Origin of the sequence: Gilliamella sp. Choc4-2, from assembly GCF_001690355.1 — a bacterium.
In the GTDB taxonomy this organism is placed as follows: domain Bacteria; phylum Pseudomonadota; class Gammaproteobacteria; order Enterobacterales; family Orbaceae; genus Gilliamella; species Gilliamella apicola_A.
Genome location: NZ_LZHG01000054.1, coordinates 1 through 24,119, shown reverse-complemented (window position 1 = coordinate 24,119; position 24,119 = coordinate 1). Strand labels below are relative to the sequence as shown.

The 24,119-nt window shown below is 35.5% G+C and carries 21 protein-coding genes, 1 rRNA gene and 1 pseudogene; 3 read left to right on the top strand and 20 right to left on the bottom strand.

The features are described from left to right. Positions 1–122: 122 nt before the first annotated feature. The 14 genes from A9G34_RS07105 to tyrA all read right to left on the bottom strand — a co-directional run bounded on the left by A9G34_RS07105 (position 123) and on the right by tyrA (position 15,934). Positions 123–755, bottom strand: a complete 633-nt coding sequence (locus A9G34_RS07105) for an MBL fold metallo-hydrolase (protein ID WP_034947806.1) — start codon at positions 753–755, stop codon at positions 123–125. Between the two features lie 4 nt (positions 756–759). Further along, the gene (locus A9G34_RS07100; RefSeq protein WP_065569303.1) at positions 760–2,163 is read right to left on the bottom strand and encodes a DHA2 family efflux MFS transporter permease subunit; all 1,404 of its coding nucleotides are present in this window, start codon (positions 2,161–2,163) and stop codon (positions 760–762) included. A gap of 290 nt (positions 2,164–2,453) precedes the next feature. Beyond that, the gene (locus tag A9G34_RS07095) at positions 2,454–3,242 is read right to left on the bottom strand and encodes a TatD family hydrolase (RefSeq protein ID WP_065569302.1); all 789 of its coding nucleotides are present in this window, start codon (positions 3,240–3,242) and stop codon (positions 2,454–2,456) included. An 8-nt stretch (positions 3,243–3,250) separates the two neighbouring features. Then, positions 3,251–6,460, bottom strand: a complete 3,210-nt coding sequence (gene recC / locus A9G34_RS07090) for an exodeoxyribonuclease V subunit gamma (RefSeq protein WP_065569301.1) — start codon at positions 6,458–6,460, stop codon at positions 3,251–3,253. A gap of 252 nt (positions 6,461–6,712) precedes the next feature. Beyond that, entirely contained in the window at positions 6,713–7,138 is a 426-nt protein-coding gene (locus tag A9G34_RS07085) for a F0F1 ATP synthase subunit epsilon (protein WP_065569300.1), read from the bottom strand. A 41-nt stretch (positions 7,139–7,179) separates the two neighbouring features. Continuing rightward, positions 7,180–8,562, bottom strand: coding sequence for a F0F1 ATP synthase subunit beta (gene atpD / locus A9G34_RS07080; protein WP_034947797.1), 1,383 nt, complete (start codon positions 8,560–8,562; stop codon positions 7,180–7,182). Between the two features lie 49 nt (positions 8,563–8,611). Next, on the bottom strand, positions 8,612–9,481 hold the full coding sequence (atpG, locus tag A9G34_RS07075) for a F0F1 ATP synthase subunit gamma (protein ID WP_065569299.1): 870 nt from the start codon (positions 9,479–9,481) through the stop codon (positions 8,612–8,614). 14 nt (positions 9,482–9,495) lie between these two features. Further along, a complete protein-coding gene (gene atpA, locus A9G34_RS07070) occupies positions 9,496–11,037 on the bottom strand; it encodes a F0F1 ATP synthase subunit alpha (RefSeq protein WP_034947791.1) in 1,542 nt (513 codons plus the stop codon). A gap of 11 nt (positions 11,038–11,048) precedes the next feature. Continuing rightward, complete coding sequence (gene atpH / locus A9G34_RS07065) at positions 11,049–11,582, bottom strand: F0F1 ATP synthase subunit delta (RefSeq protein ID WP_065569298.1); 534 nt, start codon at positions 11,580–11,582, stop codon at positions 11,049–11,051. 13 nt (positions 11,583–11,595) lie between these two features. Further along, a complete protein-coding gene (gene atpF / locus A9G34_RS07060; protein ID WP_034947786.1) occupies positions 11,596–12,066 on the bottom strand; it encodes a F0F1 ATP synthase subunit B in 471 nt (156 codons plus the stop codon). A gap of 24 nt (positions 12,067–12,090) precedes the next feature. Beyond that, positions 12,091–12,318, bottom strand: coding sequence for a F0F1 ATP synthase subunit C (atpE, locus tag A9G34_RS07055; protein WP_442902649.1), 228 nt, complete (start codon positions 12,316–12,318; stop codon positions 12,091–12,093). Between the two features lie 34 nt (positions 12,319–12,352). Next, positions 12,353–13,135: a F0F1 ATP synthase subunit A gene (gene atpB / locus A9G34_RS07050; RefSeq protein ID WP_034947779.1), complete on the bottom strand. Its 783-nt coding sequence runs from the start codon at positions 13,133–13,135 to the stop codon at positions 12,353–12,355. A gap of 257 nt (positions 13,136–13,392) precedes the next feature. After that, positions 13,393–14,724 (bottom strand): phosphoglucosamine mutase, encoded by a 1,332-nt coding sequence (gene glmM / locus A9G34_RS07045; protein ID WP_065569297.1) that lies wholly within the window; start codon positions 14,722–14,724, stop codon positions 13,393–13,395. Between the two features lie 88 nt (positions 14,725–14,812). After that, the gene (gene tyrA / locus A9G34_RS07040) at positions 14,813–15,934 is read right to left on the bottom strand and encodes a bifunctional chorismate mutase/prephenate dehydrogenase (protein WP_065569296.1); all 1,122 of its coding nucleotides are present in this window, start codon (positions 15,932–15,934) and stop codon (positions 14,813–14,815) included. A 115-nt stretch (positions 15,935–16,049) separates the two neighbouring features. Here tyrA and xthA point away from each other — a divergent pair, with 115 nt between their 5' ends. The 3 genes from xthA to dolP all read left to right on the top strand — a co-directional run bounded on the left by xthA (position 16,050) and on the right by dolP (position 19,728). Continuing rightward, entirely contained in the window at positions 16,050–16,856 is an 807-nt protein-coding gene (xthA, locus tag A9G34_RS07035) for an exodeoxyribonuclease III (RefSeq protein WP_034947767.1), read from the top strand. 30 nt (positions 16,857–16,886) lie between these two features. Further along, the gene (xseA, locus tag A9G34_RS07030) at positions 16,887–18,221 is read left to right on the top strand and encodes an exodeoxyribonuclease VII large subunit (protein WP_065569295.1); all 1,335 of its coding nucleotides are present in this window, start codon (positions 16,887–16,889) and stop codon (positions 18,219–18,221) included. 928 nt (positions 18,222–19,149) lie between these two features. Further along, on the top strand, positions 19,150–19,728 hold the full coding sequence (dolP, locus tag A9G34_RS07025; RefSeq protein ID WP_065569294.1) for a division/outer membrane stress-associated lipid-binding lipoprotein: 579 nt from the start codon (positions 19,150–19,152) through the stop codon (positions 19,726–19,728). Between the two features lie 3 nt (positions 19,729–19,731). Here dolP and csdE read toward each other — a convergent pair whose 3' ends face one another. From csdE to rrf, 6 genes and pseudogenes are all read right to left on the bottom strand, one after another. Continuing rightward, positions 19,732–20,127, bottom strand: a complete 396-nt coding sequence (csdE, locus tag A9G34_RS07020) for a cysteine desulfurase sulfur acceptor subunit CsdE (RefSeq protein ID WP_065569293.1) — start codon at positions 20,125–20,127, stop codon at positions 19,732–19,734. A 68-nt stretch (positions 20,128–20,195) separates the two neighbouring features. After that, positions 20,196–21,407 (bottom strand): cysteine desulfurase CsdA, encoded by a 1,212-nt coding sequence (gene csdA / locus A9G34_RS07015; protein WP_065569292.1) that lies wholly within the window; start codon positions 21,405–21,407, stop codon positions 20,196–20,198. After that, a complete protein-coding gene (locus tag A9G34_RS07010) occupies positions 21,376–22,254 on the bottom strand; it encodes a U32 family peptidase (RefSeq protein WP_065569291.1) in 879 nt (292 codons plus the stop codon). The genes csdA and A9G34_RS07010 overlap by 32 nt, the downstream gene beginning before the upstream one ends. A gap of 83 nt (positions 22,255–22,337) precedes the next feature. Next, positions 22,338–23,333 carry a ubiquinone anaerobic biosynthesis protein UbiU gene (ubiU, locus tag A9G34_RS07005; RefSeq protein WP_034947751.1) on the bottom strand — a complete coding sequence of 332 codons (996 nt, stop codon included), beginning with the start codon at positions 23,331–23,333 and terminating at the stop codon, positions 22,338–22,340. 482 nt (positions 23,334–23,815) lie between these two features. Beyond that, positions 23,816–23,911, bottom strand: a pseudogene (locus tag A9G34_RS10610) (pseudouridine synthase); the annotation flags it as partial. A gap of 126 nt (positions 23,912–24,037) precedes the next feature. Then, positions 24,038–24,119: ribosomal RNA gene (rrf, locus tag A9G34_RS11140) — 5S ribosomal RNA — on the bottom strand; the annotation flags it as partial.

Genomic DNA, 24,119 nt, shown 5'->3' with positions numbered 1-24,119 from the left:
GCAATCGTTTCAGATGTAAACATTTTTATTGAAAAATTGTTTACATCTGAAAGTGAAAAATAGGCTTTTTTAATTATCACACTCTAAAATAAAGAGTGTGATAATTAAAGACAATGTGTTACTTAAACTAAGTAAGGATTACTAACTCGTTCATGACCAAAACTTGACATTGGTCCGTGACCTGGTACAAAAATAAAGTTATCTCCAAGTGGTAATAATTTATTCGTGATTGATGAAATTAAATCGGCATGGTTGCCTCGTGGAAAATCAGTTCTTCCTATACTACTTTTAAATAATACATCGCCGACAAAAGCCAGCTTATCCAAGTGGTTAATAAAAACAATATGTCCAGGCGTGTGACCAGGGCAAAAAAGGACATCAAGGCTAATATTACCAACTTGAATCTGCTCGCCTTCTTTTAACCAACGATCAGGCAAAAAGCTATCAGTATAAGGAAAACCGAATTGTATACTTTGTTGTGGCAAACTTGTTAATAAAAATTCGTCTTCTTGGCTTGGTCCAATAATCTTCACATCATAATGTTTAGCCAACATAGTTGCAGCACCAACATGATCCAAATGTCCATGGGTTAATAAAATCTGCTTAATATTAACACCTAGTTTTTCAACTGCTTTTATAAGCAGTTCGGGTTCGCCTCCGGGATCAATAAATGCACCTTCCATGGTTTCATCACACCAAATAATGCTACAATTTTCTTGAAAAGTGGTAACTGGGATGATTTGGTATTGGAACATAGATTTATCTCCTTGTTTTTTGGTGATGAGTAGTTAGATTTTGTCCATCTTGTTTTTTTAGTTGTGCGAAAATGAAGCCGGATAGCACCGTAACCACGCCAAGTATAACAAATGTTAATTGAAATGCGTGAAGCGTACTAGCTGAGTTACTAATCAATCGTAGTAAAACAGCTCCAAAACCAGTACCAAAACTGATTGCTAATTGCTGATTTACGGCCATTAAACTATTACCACTACTTGTATTATCATTTTCTAAGTTAGCTAAGGTTATGCTATTCATGGCAGTATATTGCATAGAATTGATGCCACCAATACAAAATAGCAATAAGCTAATGAGGATGAGAGGCGTCGATAAATTTAACAGAGACATTAAAAAAATCATTACACCCGCTAAAATTGTATTAGTAACGAGTACGAAACGATAACCTAAACGCGCTAAAATATGTGGAATAAATATTCGGGTACAAAGTGAAGCAATAGCCATTGGCACTAGCATCAAACCAGCAAAGATAGCTGAGTAGCCAAATCCTACTTGTAATAATAACGGAATTAGAAAAGGCACGCCTGATATCCCTAATCGGCAAGCGAGATTGCCAATAATACCGATTTTGAACGTTCGAATCTTAAAAAGTGATAATGGGAATAAAGGGTTGAGTTTCTTTCTTGCATGCTCACGATAAATCAATAAAAAAAGTAGGCTGATTATTGCAAGTAGTAATGGAAGCAAATATGTCTGATTTTGGCTTAAAATCTCAACACTTAATGTGGCACTTATAAAGCTAATAACGATAAAAATAAAACCGAATAGGTCAAAAGGCATACGTTGACCTTTTAAATTAGGCATATATTTCCAACTGATTATCACTCCTAAAATACCAATAGGTAAATTAATAAAAAATACCCAATGCCAACTGACCATATCAACCAAATATCCCCCCAATACTGGTCCTAAAACAGGACCAATTAAGCCTGGAATTGTGGCCGTATTTAAAGCAGATAAAAAATCACTACGTTTAAAAGATTTTATTAATACTAAACGTGATATAGGTACCATCATCGAGCCACCAACACCTTGAATAACTCGTGATACATCTAAAAAAATCAATGAATTAGATAAAGCACAAAGTAAGGATCCTAGTGTAAATAGTGAAACGGCCATAACAAAAATATTTCTTGTGCCAAATTTATCTGACAAAAAACCACTAACAGGAATAAATAATGCAAGAGTCAAAGCATAACTTATCACGGCTGATTGCATATTTAATGGGGATTCATTAAGATCATTAGCCATAGTGGGGAGTGCTGTGTTTAATATCGAGGTATCAAGTGATTGCATAAAGAATGCAAATGCCGCAATCCACGGTAATATACGATATACAAAGGGTGGTAACTGTAATTCGCTATTCATTTTAATCTAGCCTGAAATTAATTTAAATGCAGGGTAAGCACTAAAAATTAAGCTATCCTACTTAGGTTGTGTTTGATAGAAGCTATAATAAATACTATTTTACAATATTATTTATCAATTATTGGTTTTTTCTTATTTTTACAGCGTTACCTTACCAGTAGTTAGCATAGAGCAAGCCACAAACACTGCGCCAAACTGAAAACACGTCAGCAGTTAGATCCGATAAAAACAGATATAATAAATTTTCTATGAGGTTAATAAAACAATTCTGTAATGATTGTAGAATTATATTAATTTTTTGTTTTTTTTATATTATTAATTCTGCTAAATAACATTAAGGTGTTTGTTAAAATTGTATTAAGTATGTAATCTGGTGGCTCATTGCGTAATTGTGTTAAAATCTTAAAAACCGCAGTAATGTATTCAGGACGGTTTGGTTGTCCTTGGCGCCCACTTAGTGGCATATCGGGTGCATCTGTTTCAAGCACTAGACTGTCAAGCGGTAATTGAGCAATTGTATTGCGAGTTTTATTCGCACGTTCATAACTAATTACGCCACCTACACCAATATAATAACCCAGCTTAACAAATTGCATGGCTTGTTGATAACTACCTGAAAAACCATGTATTACACCGCGACAAGGTAAGTTGGCCTTGTGTAATTCGCGGTACATAATATCGTGCGCTTTGCGTGAATGTATTAAAACGGGTAAATCAAACTGTTTGGCAAGTGTTAATTGCGACCTAAAAAATAATAATTGTTGTTGCCAATCGATACTTAAATCGTAGCGATCGAGCCCGATTTCTCCAATGGCAACTAATTTTTTAGGTTTTGTTTTAACACTATTGGTTAATAGTTCTAAATCAGCCATAGTATGTTGGTAGATAGGATGTAATCCCAAAGCGGCATAAAGTTCATGGTAATTATTCGTAAGTTGTAAAACAGTATCAAAATAGTTAGCACTAACTGTGGGTATAATTAACCCAACAATACCCACTTGGCGAATCTTATTTATTGAATCAACCAAAAATTCAGTAAAAGGCGGAAAATCAAAATGACAATGTGTATCAATAAACATAATGCCTCTTATTCTACTGTTGTTTGATGTAATAAAATTGGTAATAAAAATCGCTCAGCGGTAAATATAATTTGTTCAATCAGTGTATCGGTTAACTCAGGATAAAGACGAGTATAATAACTGTCACACTCGGCGGATTGGTTAAATCCTCCTTGCCATGAATTTAAAAGTTGATTGATAGCTCTTTCACTAGCGATAATCTGACCTGTTTTCTTGTCATAAGCTGCAATTAGCCAACTCCACGAACTTTTTAATGGCATTAATAATGGTTCATTGATACCCTGCAAATAGCCTTCAACTAAATTAGTTAATATAGTTAAGGCTAGATCTGCATTTAAATGTGAAAATCGCCATTCATTATCTTCCCGACCATACATACGACTTTGACTGTCAATTTTATCAGGATTTAAAATGCAATAAACCAAATGATCAATCCACAACGAAATACCATTGCGAATCGAAAGCTTTGATGGTCGCCATGTCAATATACCATCGTCTTGAATGTGAGTTAACCAACCTTGTAATTGGTAATGTTGATCATTGGATGAAATGGTTAAATTAACTTCTTGTGTTGTCATATCCAAGCGTTCTTGGCAGATTTTATTAGCTAATAATTGCATTGTTTCATTTTGCTCATGGTAAATAATCTGACCAAATGCACCGTCAGGTAAGTCACCAGTTAGTGCTAAGCGTTGATATAAATCATCTGATTGTTGAGGATCTTTGGCAATAAGTTGATTTAAAATCTGCAAATTCAATTGGTAACGCTGTAAACTATCAAGATTAAAGTTCTCCGCATCTGGTAACGTATCGTCAAGATAGTTAAGATAAAAATTAAAACGCTTTTGTAAAAATAGTCTAATTGGGTGTTGGTAAAATCGTTTTAATTCATCAAGACTGATATTATCGACACTGATAGCGGGTATTTTACTAATAAAGTCTTGCTCTTTTCCTTGTTGTAATGCAGCTGGTAACCATTCATCGGCATAACTTTTTGGATTTTGTAAAAAGTTTAGGGGATTAAATGGTGTGCGTGTATGGTTTATCCGTAAAAAATCTAAGTTGTTATTAATGTTATCAACCTGGTTTACAGGAATGTTATAATATTGAGCAATATATTCCCAAAGTTCATCAACGAGTATTGACGGATAACGTTCACTATTATCTTTTATATCTCGACCAATATAGCTAATATAAAGCAGGTTTTGCGCCGATAAAATAGCTTCTAAAAAAAGGTAGCGATCATCATTACGACGACTACGATCACCTCGCCTTGGATGATGGGCAATAAGATCAAAATCAAGTGGTAGTGATGTTCTTGGATAATCGCCATCATTCATACCCAATAAACAAACAACTTTAAATGGAATAGAGCGCATTGGCATCATAGTACAAAAGTTTATTTTACCGATTAAAAAACGGTGTACTAAATGATTTTGTTCTAAGCGTGATTGCATAGCATCATGCAAAATAGTGATAGAGATATTATCCGTATAATTGGCCACCATCCCACTATTAATCAATTTTTGCCACTCTTCTTCGAGCATTAACAAAATAGATTCACGCTGTGGATTACTCGCAAAAAAATCATTCATTAATTCAAAGACACAACTTTGCCATTCAATTAATGGTTTTTCTTCACTTAAGATTGCTAACCATTTGCTCACAACACTAACAAACTCAGCTAACTTACCAATTAATTCGGCATCTAAACCTGTTGCACCATCATATGGTAATATTTGTTGCCAAGCTCCTTGCTCACTGCTCATCGTATAACCAAGCAATAAGCGCCCTAAGCCAAATAACCAGCTATGCGTACTTTCAAGCCCAAAACGAATACCCGATTCAATAATCCAAGTTCGTAAAAGAGTTAACTGTGATTCATTAATGGCAAACTTTTCAGCAATAGCTGGAATTTCTAACAAATTAAATAGCTCTTCTGACGTAAATCTACTGTACGGAAAGTTTAAAATAGCGAAGAATCCTTGCACAATAGGATCAATATTCCGTGCTTTTTGGTCAGAAATGGTAAAAGGTAAATAACGTTGGCCAGTTGCATTACCAAAAACAGCGCGAATATAAGGTACGTAACGGTCTATATCTGAAACCATTACAATACAATCACGTAATTCAAGCTCAGAGTTGGCATCAAAAATGGACAACAGATAATCATATAATACTTCAACTTCACGTAGTTCACTATGGCAAGCATGAAATGAAATCGATTGATCCGCAGGTAAAATTTGTTTATTACAAGAATCACTTTGATAAAGTTCCAAAATATCTTGTTGAATTGCATGTAACAGGCAAAAGCGATCTTGATCAACAAAGGCTTCAATATCTTGCTTATGGCTAACGTCTTGTAGTAAAAATAGATTATCTCGACCTAATTTTCCCCACGATGTTAATAGCGGATTGGGAATTTTATCAGGCGTACTTTGTAAATCTGATAATTGCTTTTCAATAATATCTCCCCAATACCATTTACAGGGGTTATTAAACATCAAATGAACATCAATATGTTTTCCAAGAGCCGCAAGCAATGATAAATAAATAGGAGGGAGTGAAGATATACCGAAAATAAAAACACGCTTTGGTAAGTGCTTTAATTGCGTACGATCCAATCTATCATCTTGTAAAATTTTAAGCATTTGTTGATAAATATTTGCTCGATGATAAGGTTGGCTAATTGATATAAGTTTACGCCACAACTCCGCTTGCCACGTTTCATCAGAATGATGATTTAACTCAGCTACTGTTTGATTAGCTTCCCATCTTACTAACCAATCGGAGCGATAAACTAAATATTGGTCAAATAAACGGGCAATACGTGTTGCCAGTTGATATAGTTTTCTATCTGTTTTGTCAACATTCAAATAAAACTTGAGTGAACTAAATTCTTTTTGTTCAATAAGCTGTGGAAGCAGATAATACAAGCGCCAACTCATTGTTTCAACACTATAATTATTTTCAATTGGTGCATTGGGTAACAAGACTTGATAAAGTTGCCAAATAAATTGTGTAGGAAAAGGGAAGTTAATATTTGCAGAAATGCCTATTTCATCAGCCAACGCAATTTGCAACCATTGTGCCATACCTTGGCTTTGTACAATCACCATATCCGATGTAAATACATCTTCTAATGGCTGTCTTTGCATCAATTCACTCACTAATGATTTAAGAAGCTCGATTTGATTTGAATGATAAATAGTAAACATAGCAACATTAATTACGATAAAATTATCTAAAATTATCTCTAATACTCATGAATAAATCTAGTGACTCTTATTTTAAATAAAAAATTATAGCTCATATTAATAGTATCGAAGAATTTATGTTTGATTTGTAATAGTTAAGTAACAAACAAGACCAACTATTTATTAATTTTAATAATAGTTCATTTGAATTAAAAAAGGCTACAAAACAAACTTTGTAGCCCGGTAATTTTTCTGCTCTTGAAAAACAGTCGATTATTGACCAATACGGCGTGTTAATTCGATAACGCGAATTTTTGCCAAGGCTTTAGATAATTCGGCAGACGCTTGTGCAAATGACATATCACCGCTTGGATGATTAATATGTTCTTGTGCTTGTCTTACTGCTTCTTGTGCTCTTGCTTCATCTAAATCTTCACCACGAATTGCGGTATCTGCCAAGATAGTTACGATGTTAGGTTGTACTTCTAAGATGCCGCCAGATAGATAAATAAACTCTTCTTCACCATTCGCTTTCACAATGCCAACCATGCCTGGTTTTATGGCTGTGAGTAAAGGGGTATGGCCAGGATAAATCCCAAGTTCACCTTCTTTACCTGTGACTCTGATTCGCTGAACATCACCCGAAAACAGGTGAGATTCAGCACTAACAACTTCTAATCGATAGGAAGTTAGTGCCATAATACGATCTCCATTAATATGATCTTCGTTCGATGAATCTCTTAGAGAGATTTTGCCTTCTCAATCGCTTCATCAATTGAACCAACCATATAGAATGCTTGTTCAGGAATATGGTCATAATCACCATTCATGATTCCTTTAAATGCACTGATCGTATCTTTTAAAGGTACATATTTTCCTGGTGAACCAGTGAACACTTCTGCAACAAAGAATGGTTGAGATAAGAAGCGCTGAATTTTACGTGCACGAGCAACGATCAATTTATCATCTTCAGATAACTCATCCATACCAAGAATAGCAATAATATCTTTTAATTCTTGATAACGTTGTAGAATTGACTGAACACCACGGGCACAATCATAGTGCTCTTGACCAACAACTAAAGGATCTAATTGACGACTAGTTGAATCTAATGGATCCACTGCAGGATAGATACCTAAAGAAGCAATTTGTCGACTTAATACGATTGTCGCATCTAAGTGAGCAAAGGTTGTTGCTGGTGATGGGTCAGTCAAGTCATCTGCTGGCACATACACCGCTTGGATTGAAGTAATCGAACCAGTCTTAGTTGAAGTAATACGTTCTTGTAGTAACCCCATTTCTTCAGCTAATGTTGGTTGATAACCTACTGCCGATGGCATACGACCTAATAACGCTGATACTTCGGTACCAGCTAAGGTATAACGATAAATATTATCGATGAATAATAAAACATCTTTACCTTCGTCACGGAATTTTTCAGCCATAGTCAAACCAGTTAACGCAACACGTAAACGGTTTCCTGGTGGCTCATTCATTTGGCCGTAAACTAATGATACTTTATCAAGTACGTTTGATTCTTTCATTTCGTGGTAAAAGTCATTGCCTTCACGAGTGCGTTCACCCACACCAGTAAACACTGAGTAACCTGAGTGTTCAATAGCGATATTACGGATCAACTCCATCATATTAACGGTTTTACCTACACCAGCACCACCAAATAGACCAACTTTACCACCTTTAGCAAATGGACAAATTAGGTCGATAACTTTAATACCTGTTTCAAGTAATTCAGTTGAGTTTGCAAGCTCTTCATAGGTTGGGGCAGCACGGTGAATCGCCCAACGTTCTTCTTCACCAATAGGACCTGCTTTATCAACAGGTTCACCAAGCACGTTCATAATACGCCCTAGCGTTTTAGTACCTACAGGTACTTCAATACCGTGACCAGTGTTTACAACTTTAAGCCCTCGTCTTAAGCCATCAGATGATCCCATTGCAATACAACAAACAACACCACCACCTAATTGTTGCTGAACTTCCAGAACTAATTTCTCAGTGCCAGTTTCCACTTCTAATGCATCATATACCTTTGGTACTGCATCTTCTGGGAATTCGACATCAACCACCGCACCGATGATCTGGACAATCTTTCCAGTAGCCATTTTTATTCCTCTACGTCTTTTTCTTAACTATAAGCCAATATATTTAGCATTAACCAGAAACAGCGGCTGCACCAGATACAATATCAATCAACTCATTGGTAATTGCACCTTGACGTGCTTTGTTATACGCAATTTGTAATTCATTGATTAAGTTTGCACCGTTATCGGTTGCCGCTTTCATAGCCACCATTCTTGCTGCTTGTTCACTCGCTAGATTTTCAACCACAGCTTGATAAACTTGTGATTCAATATAGCGACGTAAAATTACATCTAATAGTGATTTAGCATCCGGCTCATAAATATAATCCCATGATGAAGCATTAAGTTTTTTATCTTCTGAATGTGGTAATGGTAATAACTGCTGTATTGTTGGCTTTTGTGACATGGTATTAATAAATCTATTGGTAACAATATATAATCTATCAATTTTTCCGTTGTCATATGCTTCAAGCATTGTTTTTACTGGACCAATTAAATCAGATAAATTTGGTTCGTCCCCTAAGTTAGTTACTTGAGTTAAGATGTTCGTTTTTACAGATGAAAAGAATGAAACACCTCGAGAACCAATTAAAGCCACATCAGTTTCAACACCCTCTTCCTGCCATGTTGACATATCAGCAACGACAGTTTTAAAAAGATTAATATTTAAACCACCACATAAACCACGATCGGTTGAAATAATAAGATAGCCAACTCTTTTCACATCTCTTTCTTCTAAATAAGAATGTCTGGTTCCTATCTGAGCTAACGCTAAATGTCCAATTACTTCACGAATCATTTCAGCATATGGTCGACTAGCAGCCATTCTATCTTGCGTTTTACGCATTTTAGAATTAGCAACCATTTCCATTGCTTTAGTGATTTTTTGCGTACTTTGGATACTGGCAATTTTTGTTCTAATCTCTTTTGCATTAGCCATTTTCTACCTCACCCTTACCATGTTTGAGTTGATTTAAAGCTTTCAAGTAATTCTTTTAGCTTAGTTTCAATCTCATCATTGTAATTGCCAGTTTCATCGATTAATTTGATAAAATCAGCATATTGACTATGAGCATAAGCAAGTAGTGCTGTTTCAAACGGTAATACTTTAGCCAATTCTACATCTTCAAGGTAACCTCGCTCAGCAGCATAAAGTACAATAGATTGCTCAGCAACAGTCATAGGTGAGTATTGTTTTTGTTTTAACAATTCTGTTACTTTTTCGCCGTGACTTAATTGGTTTCTTGTTGCTTCATCTAAATCTGATGCAAACTGAGAAAACGCAGCTAATTCACGATACTGAGCAAGCGCAGTACGAATACCACCTGATAATTTTTTCATTATCTTAGTTTGTGCTGCACCACCCACACGTGAAACCGAAATACCAGGGTTAACCGCAGGGCGGATACCTGAATTAAATAGGCTAGTTTCAAGGAAAATCTGACCATCAGTAATCGAAATTACGTTAGTTGGTACGAATGCTGAAACGTCACCAGCCTGCGTTTCAATAATTGGTAATGCTGTTAATGAGCCAGTTTTCCCTTTAACTTCACCTTTAGTGTACTCTTCAACATAGGTCTCATTAACACGAGCTGCACGTTCAAGTAAACGAGAATGAAGATAAAATACATCGCCAGGATAAGCTTCACGTCCAGGTGGGCGACGAAGTAATAACGAAATTTGGCGATAAGCAACAGCTTGTTTAGATAAATCATCATAAACAATTAACGCATCTTGACCACGGTCACGGAAGTACTCACCCATTGCACAACCAGCATAGGGTGCTAAGTATTGTAGTGCAGCTGATTCAGACGCTGATGCCACAACCACAATCGTGTTTTTAAGTGCCCCATGCTCTTCAAGTTTGCGTACAACATTGGCAATGGTCGATTGTTTTTGACCAATGGCGACATAGATACATTTTACACCTGAATCACGTTGGTTGATAATTGCATCGACAGCAAGTGCTGTTTTACCCGTTTGACGGTCACCAATGATAAGTTCACGCTGACCACGTCCAATTGGAATCATTGAGTCAACGGCTTTATAACCAGTTTGTAATGCTTGGTCAACAGATTTTCGTTCGATAACACCAGGGGCAACGACTTCAACTGGTGAAAAGCCATCATGCTGAATCGAACCCTTACCATCAATTGGCTCACCTAATGTGTTAATAACACGGCCTAATAAACCTTCGCCGACTGGAACTTGTAAAATACGACCAGTACATTGCACTTTCATTCCTTCAGACAAATCTTCGTATGGTCCCATGACCACTGCACCGACTGAATCTCTTTCAAGATTTAATGCCATTGCATATCGGCCCCCTGGTAATGCAATCATTTCGCCTTGCATTACATCGGTTAATCCGTAAATTCGAAGAATACCATCACTTACAGATATGATAGTTCCTTCATTGTGAGCATCACTCACAATATTGAACTGAGCTATTCGCTCTTTAATTAGTTCACTTATTTCAGTTGAATTTAGCTGCATTATCAGTCCCCTTAAGACTGTAGAGCGTCATTTAAACGATTTAAACGCCCTCTGATACTACTATCAATAACCATATCGCCCGTACGAATAATAAAACCAGAAATGAGCGATTTATCTATATAACATTTTAGTTTTACTTTTCGTGATAAACGTTTTTCGACAGCGACAGAAATTTTATTAAGTTGTTCATTGGTTAGCTCATTGGCAGAAATAACATCAACATCTGCTTGGGCCTCTTTTTCTAAACAATATTGCTCAAACAAAATTAATACTTCGGGAAGAAGCGATAACCGTTTGTTTTCAGCCATAATCCTAATAAAGTTAGTGCTAAACTCATCTAACACATCTTTACAGATGTTGATGAGTAAGTTAGCCACTGAATCAGCTTTCATGTCAGATGCTAAAACACTTCTTATTTGAGCATCTTTGCTCACTTTAGATGCTAACACTAACATTTTATGCCATGATTCGATGTTATTTTTTTCTATCGCAAAATCAAAAGCAGCTTTAGCATAAGGGCGAGCAATTGTAATTAAGTCAGCCATTGCTCTATTCTCCTTATAGTTCAGCTACAAGTTTATCAATGATGTCGCTATTTGCGGCTTCATTAACAGAACGTTGAATAATTTTTTCTGCACCAGCAATTGCGAGTGTAGCCACTTGCTGTTTGAGCTCTTCTTTAACTCGTTTTCGTTCAGCCTCTACTTCGGCAAATCCTTGAGCAACAATCCGTTCTCTTTCGCGAGAAGCTTCTTGTTTTGCTTCTTCAAGAATGATTGCTTTGCGTTTATTCGCTTGCTCAATAATTGCATTAGCTTCAACCTTAGCCTGTTGCATTATGTCAGATGTATTTGCTTTGGCTAATTCCAAATCCTTTTTTGCTGTTTCTGCTGAAGCAAGCCCATCTGCTATCTCTTTTTGGCGTTTTTCAATTGCACTAATAACAGGAGGCCAAACAAACTTCATACAGAACCAAACAAATAATACAAATGTAATTGCTTGGCCGAGGAGAGTTGCGTTCATATTCATGAGACAATTCCTCTTAAATTATTATTAACCTGCGACAGCAAAAATGATGAATAATGCAATACCTACACAAATCATTGGAATTGCATCAACTAATCCCATAACGATGAAAAATTGGGTTCGTAACATAGGTATTAATTCTGGTTGGCGAGCGGCGCCTTCTAAAAATTTACCACCTAGAATACCAATACCAATTGCACCACCAACAGCAGCTAACCCCATCATTATGCCTGCGGCTACATATAAAATTTCCATTATATACTCCAGTTAACTATAAAAAATATTGAAATTAATGTTCTTCCGTCGCCGATGCCATTGCTAAATAGACAATCGTCAACACCATAAAAATAAATGCTTGTAATGTAATAATTAAAATATGGAAGATAGCCCAAGGTAATGATAATACCCACTGTGACCACCATGGTATCAATGCAGCAATTAGAATGAAAATAAGTTCACCTGCATACATATTACCGAAAAGTCGAAGTCCTAAAGATAACGGTTTAGCTAAAAGACCAACTAATTCAAGTACAAGGTTTACTGGCGCAAAGGCCCAATGATTAAATGGATGAAGTGTGTAATCTTTAATAAACCCTGAAATCCCTTTGTACTTGATAGAATAAATGATAATTAAGAAAAAAACACCTAAAGCCATTGACATGGTAATGCTGACATCAGCTGTTGGTACTACTCTTAAATGAGAAAGACCCAAGTATTGACTCGCATAAGGTAGAAAATCAACGGGTATAAGATCCATTAAGTTCATTAAGAAGATCCAGATAAACACTGTTAAAGCTAAAGGCGCAATAAGTTTATTTTGCCCTGTAAACATGTCTTTTACTGTATTATTAACAAACTCGAAAATCATTTCAACAGCGCATTGCAATTTACTTGGAACACCACTGGTGGCTTTCTTTGCAACGCAACGGAAAATCCATAGAAAAATAACACCAAGTATTATTGAAAAAAATAATGAATCAAGATTAAATGTCCAAAATCCTGACCCCACTTGTAAATTTTCAAGATGGTGTTTTATATAAGCCTGCGGTGAAGCTGGAGAGGAGACTGCCATATAACCTTCTTACCTATTCTTAAATATAAAAATATTACTTATGTTTTATACCTTTAAAAGGTATAAACAATCGCTGTAATAACCATAAGCTTCTATTTTAAACCCAAATCCCTATAGTAAGTCAACCTTTGATTAACTAAATTAAGAATTTAGACACTTTTTACTAATTTTTTGTTAAGAGTACATAACTTACCCCATTACGTTATGAAAAAAAAGTCCATTAATCACTCAATGAGCTGATAGAAATATATCCTTTTTTAAGCTTTAACAGCAGTAGCGATAAATTCAGCTAATTTTTGTACTTCAAGTTCATCGATACCTTCAACCATAACACGTATAAGAGGCTCTGTTCCCGATTTACGGATTAAAACGCGCCCCTGGTTACCTAATTGTTTTTCTGCTTGTTCAATAGCTGATTTTACCGTTGGTTTAATCAAAGGATCATCTTTTGCTGAAAATCGCACATTAATTAATATTTGAGGCAGCATGGTCATGCCACTGCATAAATCAGCTAAAGACATATCATTACGGATCATGGCGGTTAAAACTTGTAAACCAGCTATAATGCCATCACCGGTTGTGGTTTTATCTAATAATAATACATGACCAGAATTTTCAGCACCTAAGCGCCAATTTTTTTCAATTAATTTTTCAAGGACATAACGATCACCAACGTTTGATCTAACAAATGGAATACCAAGATTTTTAAGTGCTATTTCAAGCCCCATATTGCTCATCAACGTTCCGACGACACCACCTTTTAATTGTCCTTGTCTTAATGCTTCTCGTGCAATGATATAAATAATTAAATCACCATCAATTTTTCTCCCTTTATGGTCAACCATAATGATGCGATCTCCATCACCATCTAAGGCGAAACCTAAATCTGCTTTTTCATCAATAACACATTTAGCAAGAGCTCTTATATCAGTAGCACCACAATTTTCATTAATATTTACACCATCAGGTTCGCAACCAATTTTAATGACTTTTGCGCCAAGCTCTCGTAATACTTTTGGCGCAATATGATAGGTAGCACCATTTGCACAATCAACAACTATTTTAAGCCCTGCTAAACTTAAATCGTGATTAAAAGTACTTTTACAAAATTCGATATAACGACCTGCTGCATCGGTTATGCGACTTGCTCGTCCAAGTTGTTTAGATTCGACGCAGTCAATCTCTTTTTCAAGCTGAGCTTCGATTTCTAATTCAATGGCATCATCAAGTTTTTTCCCTTCCGTTGAAAAAAATTTAATACCATTATCATAAAAAGGATTGTGTGATGCAGAAATAACAACGCCGGCATCAGCCCTAAATGTTCGCGTTAAATAAGCGATAGCAGGAGTCGGCATTGGTCCAGTAAAGGCGGCGGCAACACCAGCTGAAGCAAAACCTGCCTCTAGTGCTGATTCAAGCATATAGCCAGAAATACGGGTATCTTTACCGATTAATACTTTTTTTACACCATCTTTAGCAAGAACTCGTCCAGCTGCCCAACCTAATTTGAGCGCAAAGTCAGGCGTAATAGGATACTGCCCAACTTTACCTCTAATTCCATCTGTACCAAAATATTTTCGATTAGACATTTTTTTCCTCATACTCAGACCTACTTTTTAGACAGCTCTTATCAATAATTAGTTTTTTTCATTATCCTTCAAAAAAATTTCATACGAATTATTCACGATTATCATTAGCCAATTTCAATAAAGCTTGGCTTTCTTTTATAAAATGCTTGGCATAATTACCAAACCATTTGGAAACTTCATTAAAATTATCAACAAATTTAGCTTTATCGCGCTCTTCAATAACCTCAACCATTTTTCCAAAGCAATCATAATAACGTTTGATTAATTCGATATTATCATCTGATGCCATAATGATATCGGCATACAGCTCAGGATCTTGAGCAAACAATCGCCCAATCATCATCAGCTCAAGTCGATAAATAGGAGAAGAAAGTGCGATCAATTGCTCTAAATCAGCTTGTTCTCGTTGTAAATTGACACCATATGAAAACGAAGTGAAATGACGTAATGCTTGGATGAACGACATACATTTGTCATGTTCTTTAGCATCAATTGCACATAAATTAGCACCCCAAATTCGCATTTGCTCAATTAACCATTGATATTTGGCGGGATCACGCCCTTGGCAATAAACAATAATTTGTTTTGCTAAATTCGGAACATCCGGACCAAACATTGGATGTAAACCAACGACAGGACCTTGATGCTTATCAAGCATTTCTTGGAGAGGTTTAGCCTTTATGGATGTAAGATCCGTTAAAATGCAATCTTTGGGTAATGGTGGTAGCTGTTTAATAATTTCACAAGTTTTGTTAATAGGTACCGTCATGATAACTGCCGCTGCATCAGTAACCACTTCGGCTGCTTGATGCATCGTTTTTGAACCTAATGTTTTAACTTGATACCCAGATAAGGTAAATAAACGAGCAAACAATCGCCCCATTTGCCCATTACCACCAACAATCACTATTGATCCTTGACCACTATAGACTTTTTTAAAACCTTTATCATTTTCGCTAATATAAGATTCACGCATCAAACGACGTAAAATATCTTCCATTAAAACAGGAGAAACACCTTGCTCTTTAGCCTCTTGCCGTCTTTTAGCTAGCATATCGGCTTCGCGTTGAGGATCATAGATGGGAATACCGTACTTGCTTTTTACTTCGCCAACTTCAGCAACTAACGCTAATCGCTTTATAATTAAAGATAAAATAGATTGATCAACTTCATCAATTTTATCGCGTAAGGCAAGTAGTTCCTTAAACATATTGGATTGTTCCTTATTATCACAAAGAGTTGTTTTTTCTGTAATAGCTTAACAGTATAACGTATTTTTGGTACGATGCGTATTTAGAACATCAAATACAAGACAATAAATCAACATGAATGTTATCTCATTTAATATTAACAGCCTTCGTGCCCGAATTCACCAATTAGCAGCTATTATTGATAAATACCAGCCTGATGTAATTGGTTTACAAGAAACGAAAGTCCATAACAACCAGTTTCCTATTGCTGAGCTTGAACCATTTGGTTATTACCTAAACTATCATGGGCAAAAAGGACATTACGGAGTTGCTTTACTAACAAAGCAAAAACCTCTGTCGGTACAATGCGGTTTTCCAACCGATGGGGATGAAGCACAATGCCGTTTAATTATGGCCGAATTACCTACTAGTAAAGGGAATTTAACCGTAATTAATGGTTATTTTCCGCAAGGTGAAAGTTTACATCATGAAACTAAATACCCAGCTAAACGTAAATTTTATCAAGATCTGAATAATTATTTACAAGAATATCAATTAAATAATCAATTAACTTTAATTATGGGGGATATGAACATCAGTCCAACTGATTTAGATATTGGTATTTCAGAAGAAAGCCGTAAACGTTGGCTTCGTACAGGTAAATGTTCATTTTTGCCGCAAGAGCGTGAATGGATCAACAATTTAATGTCACTTGGCTTTATTGATACTTACCGTAACGAACATCCAACAAAGCAAGAATATTCATGGTTCGATTACCGCTCAAAAGGGTTTGAAACAGATACTGGTCTTAGGATTGATTTAATTTTAGCTAGTCAAAAATTGCTAGCACACTGTCAACAAACAGGGATTGATTATGCTATTCGAGCAATGGAAAAACCCTCTGACCATGCTCCAATTTGGGCTAAATTTGATTTAGTATAAATCTGTATCATCACAATAAAGGATCATCACATGCAAAATAGCTCGGTTTTATCGGTCAAAGATCTTAATCAAATCGTTAAAGATTTACTGTCTGATGCAATTGGGCAGATCTGGTTAATGGGAGAAGTTTCTAACTTTTCACGTCCATCATCAGGTCATTGGTATTTTTCGTTAAAAGACGATAGCGCACAAGTTCGTTGTGCGATGTTTCGCAACAGTAATTTTCGGGTAGGTTTTACTCCACAAAATGGACAACAGGTTTTAGTTAGAGCAACAGTAACCTTGTACGAAGCTCGTGGTGAATATCAACTGGTTATTGATAAAATTCAGCCAGCAGGTGCCGGGCTATTACAACAAAAATTTGAACAGTTAAAAAAACGGCTTTCTGATAAAGGAATGTTTGATGCTATTTACAAAAAGCCACTCCCTAAAAATATTCGCACAGTTGGAATTATCACTTCATCAACAGGTGCGGCATTACATGATATTTGTCAGATATTAAAACGCCGAGATCCGAGTTTGCATTTAATTATTTACCCAACACAAGTACAAGGTATCGAAGCAGCCGAGCAAATTGCTAAAATGATTCACATTGCCAACATTCGTCAAGAATGTGACATCTTAATAGTTGGTCGGGGTGGGGGGTCGATTGAAGATTTATGGTCATTTAATGAAGAAGTGGTGGCAAGAGCTATTTTTGCAAGTCAATTACCTATTGTCAGTGCCATTGGGCATGAAATTGATTTTACGATTGCCGATTTTGTGGCTGATGTAAGAGCAGCAACGCCATCTGCGGCAGCAGAGCTTGTTAGCCAAGATAGCTTAGAACAAGAGAAACGTTTGCAGACTCAAGAACAGCATTTATCCATGGCAATGGATTATTATTTAATGCAGTGTCGAGAAAAACTCAATAAATGGCGACATCAATTGCAAACTCAACATCCACAAACAAAGCTAGAAAAACAATTGAGTCAACTCTTAACTTATCGCCATTCATTATCTAAAAATATTCAGCAATATTTGATCAGACTGTCAAATCGCTATAATGCACTTGATAAACGATTATTACGAGTATCTCCACAAAATAATATTGTTTATCTAGGGCAAGTTACATGGCAAAAAAAACAGCAACTAATCAATTTAATTAAACAAAGGTTAACAATATCACAACATCAATTTATTTTACAAACCTCTCAACTTAATAATGTTAGTCCTCTAGCTACACTTGAACGAGGTTATTCAGTTACCACGAACCAAGACAACACAGTAGTTCGTCGCTCTGAGCAAGTTGCTATTGGTGACATTATCGTAACAAGGCTGAAAAAAGGTAAACTTATTAGTCAAATTACAAAAATTAACGAATAAAATAATTATATTTAAAGATTATAGATAAACCTATTTTACTAATCTTTAGTATCATTTTTGCAATTCTGGTAATCGCTAGTATATAATCTAAACAATAGACAATTATTATATTATTCAGAGAGTTTATGCATTATTCAATCGATATTGATTTAGGCACCACAAACAATTAATTTGTGTTTATCAAGATGAATCCTTGTCTCTAATTAATATTTTCATGGTATGTGTTTATGATACTCGGCTTAATTCACCGCATAATACTTCAAGATTTTCTTTATTATTGAGTGTTTCCCAAAATTCAAATCCAATCGACTAACCAGTAAAATAGTTATCCACGATTAATAAAAATATTGAGAACCAACAGCTATTCTTAAGAAAATCCATAGTGTTTTTTATTCGGTAATATATTTATTGGTAATACCAATACTTAACACATATCCTATACGCACATAACCCCAGTTACGAAGCCACTATAGCCACATACATAAAAAGTTTGTTCAACTAATTCTAATAACACTTTTTGATGATTATCTTGTATTTATACCTGTCTAATTCAGTAAATCGACAATACATTAGATAATATCTAGAGAGCATGTCCATCAGCAATCATATCAAAGGTGCATGCCTCTCAAGAATCAATTCCCTAGCTTGCGCCATTGGTGCAGATAAACCATAAAGCCAATAAATAAAATCTTGATCCATACTTAAACTAATAAACACAACTATATTGTTTAATATAAGAAGATAGCATATTGTAGTTGTAAAGAGAAATTGTGCCATTATTTTCTAAGCTATTTATTTTGGTAGAAATTAAATTATTATCATTAAAATAACAATAAAATTATTTTGCAAATTACTTTCCCCAAGGCATAATGAAATGTAATTCTATCTTTGTCTACATATTGCTTAGCCATAAATTGAAGGAGTTATAATGAAAAAATTTGCCTTAACAGTAATTTTAATGTCAAGTGCATTAATGTTACAAGGCTGTGTTGCAGCAGTAATTGGTGCGGGTGCCACAGCCACAGCAAAGGTTGCTAGCGATCCTCGAACAGCTGGAACACAAGTTGACGATACGACACTTAATTCCAAAATTGGTATGAAACTAAAAGATAATGCCTCAGAATTTGTTGGTTCACGGATTTCAACAAGTGTTTATGACAGCAATGTCCTTTTAACTGGTCAAGGAAATAATGAGCAAAGTATGAAGGCTGAAAGTCTAGTCGCTGAAATTGACGGTATAAAAAAAATATTTAATCAAATCCGTATTGGAAAAATTATTGGTGCAGGCACAATCACAAATGACACATGGATAACAACAAAAGTTAAATCGCAACTTATACTAAATGCAGATACGAAAGCAAGAAAAATCAAAGTAGTTACCGAAAACAGTGAAGTTTTTTTAATGGGCATCGTCACGCAAGAAGAAGGTAGGGTTGCCGCTGAAGTTGCAAGCAAAGTCAGCGGTGTTAAAAAAGTAATAATGCTATTTACTTATCCAGAAGATTAATTATTATACTATAGATTGAATGCGCTCGATTAATTTCACCAACCCATGCAATCGTGATTGGCTGAGTTCAGCTGTTATTTTAAATTCATTTAATATGGATTGAAAATTGATTGAGAGAATTTCTTTGGCAGTTTTATTATTAGCAATAATCACTAAAATTGCCATTAAACCTTTTACAATTCGACCCTCACTATCACCACTAAAAACATAGGTATTATCTGTCTGTTTTTGATAAGTCAACCAAACTCGGTTTTCACAGCCATTGACTTGATTTTGCGCTGTCTTTTGCTCTTCAGGAAAATCAGGCAATTGCTTTGCTAACATCACTAACTGTCGATAACGATCTTGCCAATTATGTTGCTTTGCGAATAATTTGGTTAAGTTTTGCTGTGATAGCATAATATTGACCTATTTACGGTTAACTGTTTGTAAAAAAGTTTCAGGAAACTATACGTTTCAGTATAAAATTACTCTAATATTTCAATTGAATTTTGCAATACTGAAATAAGTTTATCCACATCTTGCTGATTATTATATGGCATCAATGAAACACGAACCACTCCGTGGCATCCTAATTTATTCATCAAAGGCTGTGCACAAAGCTGACCAGTACGGATGGCAATATTTTGTTCACTTAACAAAATAGCAATATCATTATGATGAATATTATTGATATTAAAAGTGATTATCGAGCTATCATCCACACTATAAAATTGAATACCTGCAAATTGGTTTAGTTGTGATTTTGCGTAATAAGCTAGCTGTTTTGTGTAGTTTTCTGTTTGCTTATTATCCCAACTTTTTAACCACTCAAGTACGGCATCAAAACCAACAATACCTGCAATATTAGGTGTGCCAGCTTCAAATTTATAAGGAATATCTTCTTGAATAAAATCATCAAACGAAGCGCTTTTTAGCATTTTACCACCACCATGCCAAACCGACATGTGCTCAAGTAATGCCTTTTTACCATATAAAACGCCAAGCCCCGTTGGACCATACAATTTATGGGCAGAAAAGACATAAAAATCGATATCTAACTGGTTAACATTAATTGCATGATGAACAACACCTTGCGCACCATCCACCACTAAAACAGCATCATATTGATGAACAATACAACTAATTGCAGACAAATCAGGACAAAAACCTGTTACATTTGACATTTGGGTGATTGCAACAATTTTCGTCTTCTCTGACATTAACGACGATAATTCATTAACATCGGACGACCATTTTATGACTTTAGCCCTTGTTTGCTTAGCCACAATCAACCAAGGTAATAAATTACTATGATGCTCTAATTCACTCACAATAATTTCATCACCAGGTTGTAACAACGAGCGGGCATAGCTTTGTGTAATTAAATTAATTGACTCGGTTGCACCCCGTGTCCAGATAATTTCAGCACTACTATTAGCATGAATTAAATCAGCAACATTTTGTCTAGCCTTATCAATTGTTGCAGTTACTTGCAAAGCATCTTGGTGTAAACTACGTTTTGCAGTAGCTGTATTCTTGGCATAATACATTAGTGTTACATCGACCAAGGCTTGCGGTTTAAGTGCTGTTGCTGCCGAATCAAGATATACGCTTTCACTATTAAGCGCAGGAAAATTTCCCCGAAACTGTTCAGGCAGAAAATGCTTATTGAGTAAGTTCAAGTCCGGCAATCCCATTCCAGTAACCATTACAATCTCGGTTATGTTCAATTTGCAGTGGATTTAATCCATCTTCGTTAGCTTTGAACAGCTTAATAATATCAAGTGTTTCAATACCAAGCGGTGAAATTCTAATAATATCGACCAATTCTTTCATCTCTTTTAAATTATTTCCCAAATTGTAACAATAACCGCTTTGAGTCTGAATGCCGTTTAACACAAATACTTTCTGTTGTTCTTGCGAAAACACCTCACGTCCAACAGGATACTTAATACAACAAGTTTCGCATTTATCTTTAGGCTTATCTTCCGATCTTGCAGTGAAACAGCGAGCTGAATAAGCCAAAGGTAAATAACCATAGCTGAAGACTTCAACTTCAAAATTTCGTGCGATATTTAAACTCTCAAGCTGTTTAAGAACATTGCTCAACCAATCACGAGAAAGCTCAACCGGCATACACCAGCGAACCATACCTTGTTTTTGTAATAATTTTAAAGTTAAAGCGTTATAACAGTTAATGGCTGGGCCAGCAACAAACGGCAACTTATGTTCTTGTGCAATGTTAATTGCCGCCAAATCGTTGGCTTCAACCAAAAAATCACCATTATTTATTAATTGCCGCAACTCATTAAGTTCCGATGGAGCCTCAAGCAAAGCCAATGTTGACAGCACAACTTGCTTGCCTGATTTTGCGATCTCTTTTGCCAGCTCAAGCCAATTAGCGACTTTCATTTCACGACGTTTAGTACAAACGGTTTCACCCATATAAATAATATCCGCCTGACTCTCTTTAGCAGAGTAATAAAAAGCTTCTGTTTCAGTTTTAGGCCAATAATAAAGCACTGGTCCTAATGCGTATTTCATGGTTTTGCTCACTATATTTATGTTAGATCTTTTTCAATGATTTACCTTGATGCTGTTAGCACATTATCTATTGCTAACTCACCTTATTGCCATTTACGATGATAAGCGCCTAATGTTGTTTGTGTGCCTTCTGACACCGAACCTAGCGTATCTATCCAACGTTGTTCTGCTTGGAACGATTGCGGATTGGCTTTATAGCGATCGATAGCTTGTCTCCATACTTTTGTCACTTGCTCGACATAAGCTGGGCTACGCTGACGACCTTCTATTTTAACCGATGCGATATTTGCGGCAAACAGTTCAGGCAATAGCTCAATGGTATTTAAACTTGTTGGCTCCTCGATCGGATGATAAAGCTCATCTCCAACAAAATAACGACCTTTACATAGTGTTGGATAGCCTGCATTTTCGCCTTTCTTATGACAATCAATTAACACATTATTCAATCTTGACTCCAGTCCTTTCTCTGTTTCTTCCCAACGAACAAATTTGGCAGGCGAACAAGCGCCAACGGTATTAGGTGATTCGCCAGTTAAGTAAGATGACAAATAACATCGACCTTCCGCCATAATACACAAACTACCAAAAGCAAACACTTCAAGCGGAACGGGTGAAACTTGTGATAACTGTTTAACTTGATGCATCGAAAGTACACGCGGTAAAACAATGCGATGTACCTGAAAATTATTATAGTAAAACTTAATTGACTCCTCATTGGTCGATGAAGCTTGCACAGAAACATGGCGCTCGATATTAGGATACTTTTCAGCAGCATAATCTAGGATAGCTAAATCAGCAATAATAAGGGCATCAGCACCAATATTGGCTGCTATATCTACCGCATGTTGCCACCGATGAAAATTATTAGGATGTGCGAAAGTATTAATCGCAATATGAAGTTTTTTACCCCGTTTATGCACATAATCAGAAGCTTCGATTAATCGTTTTTCATTAAAATTTAAACCAGCAAAATGCCGAGCATTGGTATCATCCTTTAAACCAATATAAACAGCGTCAGCTCCGTTATCAATAGCAATTTTAAGTGATGGCAATGAGCCAGCAGGACAAAGAAGTTCCATAATTATTCCTAATTTACAATCAGTATTTTATACATTGTGTATTATGCAATAATTTACCGTGTAATGCGAATAGAAAGCCGTGATAATGCTAAAAAATGAATAAGAAAATTTCTATTATATAACACAATAAAAATAAAAAAGAACTTAAATATGAAAATGTAGAATATTAATTGTATTCATATAAAAAACAGCAAGAGTGGAATAGAATTAAACAATTATTCCATACATATATAGCTAACCCAACTATTTATAAATGAGGAAAAAAGTGAATGGGCTAAAAACTTCAGATATTAACTAATAAAAATAACTAAAGTAGTTTGAAAAGATTCTACTAAATGAATTTTGAAATCTAATTTTTATAAAACTCTATTTTCAATAAGATGTTGCAATGTTTAGAGTGCAACCGTAAACCTTTAAAACGATTAATGAAATATATGACTTTAATGGTGAGGTCTAAGAAATAGAAATTGCATGTACTTATGTAAAGGAATAAAGTCTTTTAGTGTCTGATATTTTTCATGAGGCGAAAATTGAGTGACAACATTAAACGGTTTATTAAAAGCTATTAATGTTTTCATTATATTCCTATACTGATTTTATCATATTACACATTAAATAAATTCTATTTAACATACATTTATATAATTTATTTAATAGACGTAAAAAAGCCCAGCATCTCTGCTGGGCTCTCTATAATTTAAAAAGTCTGGCGGCACCCTACTCTCACATGGGTAATACCCACACTACCATCGGCACTACGGCGTTTCACTTCTGAGTTCGGCATGG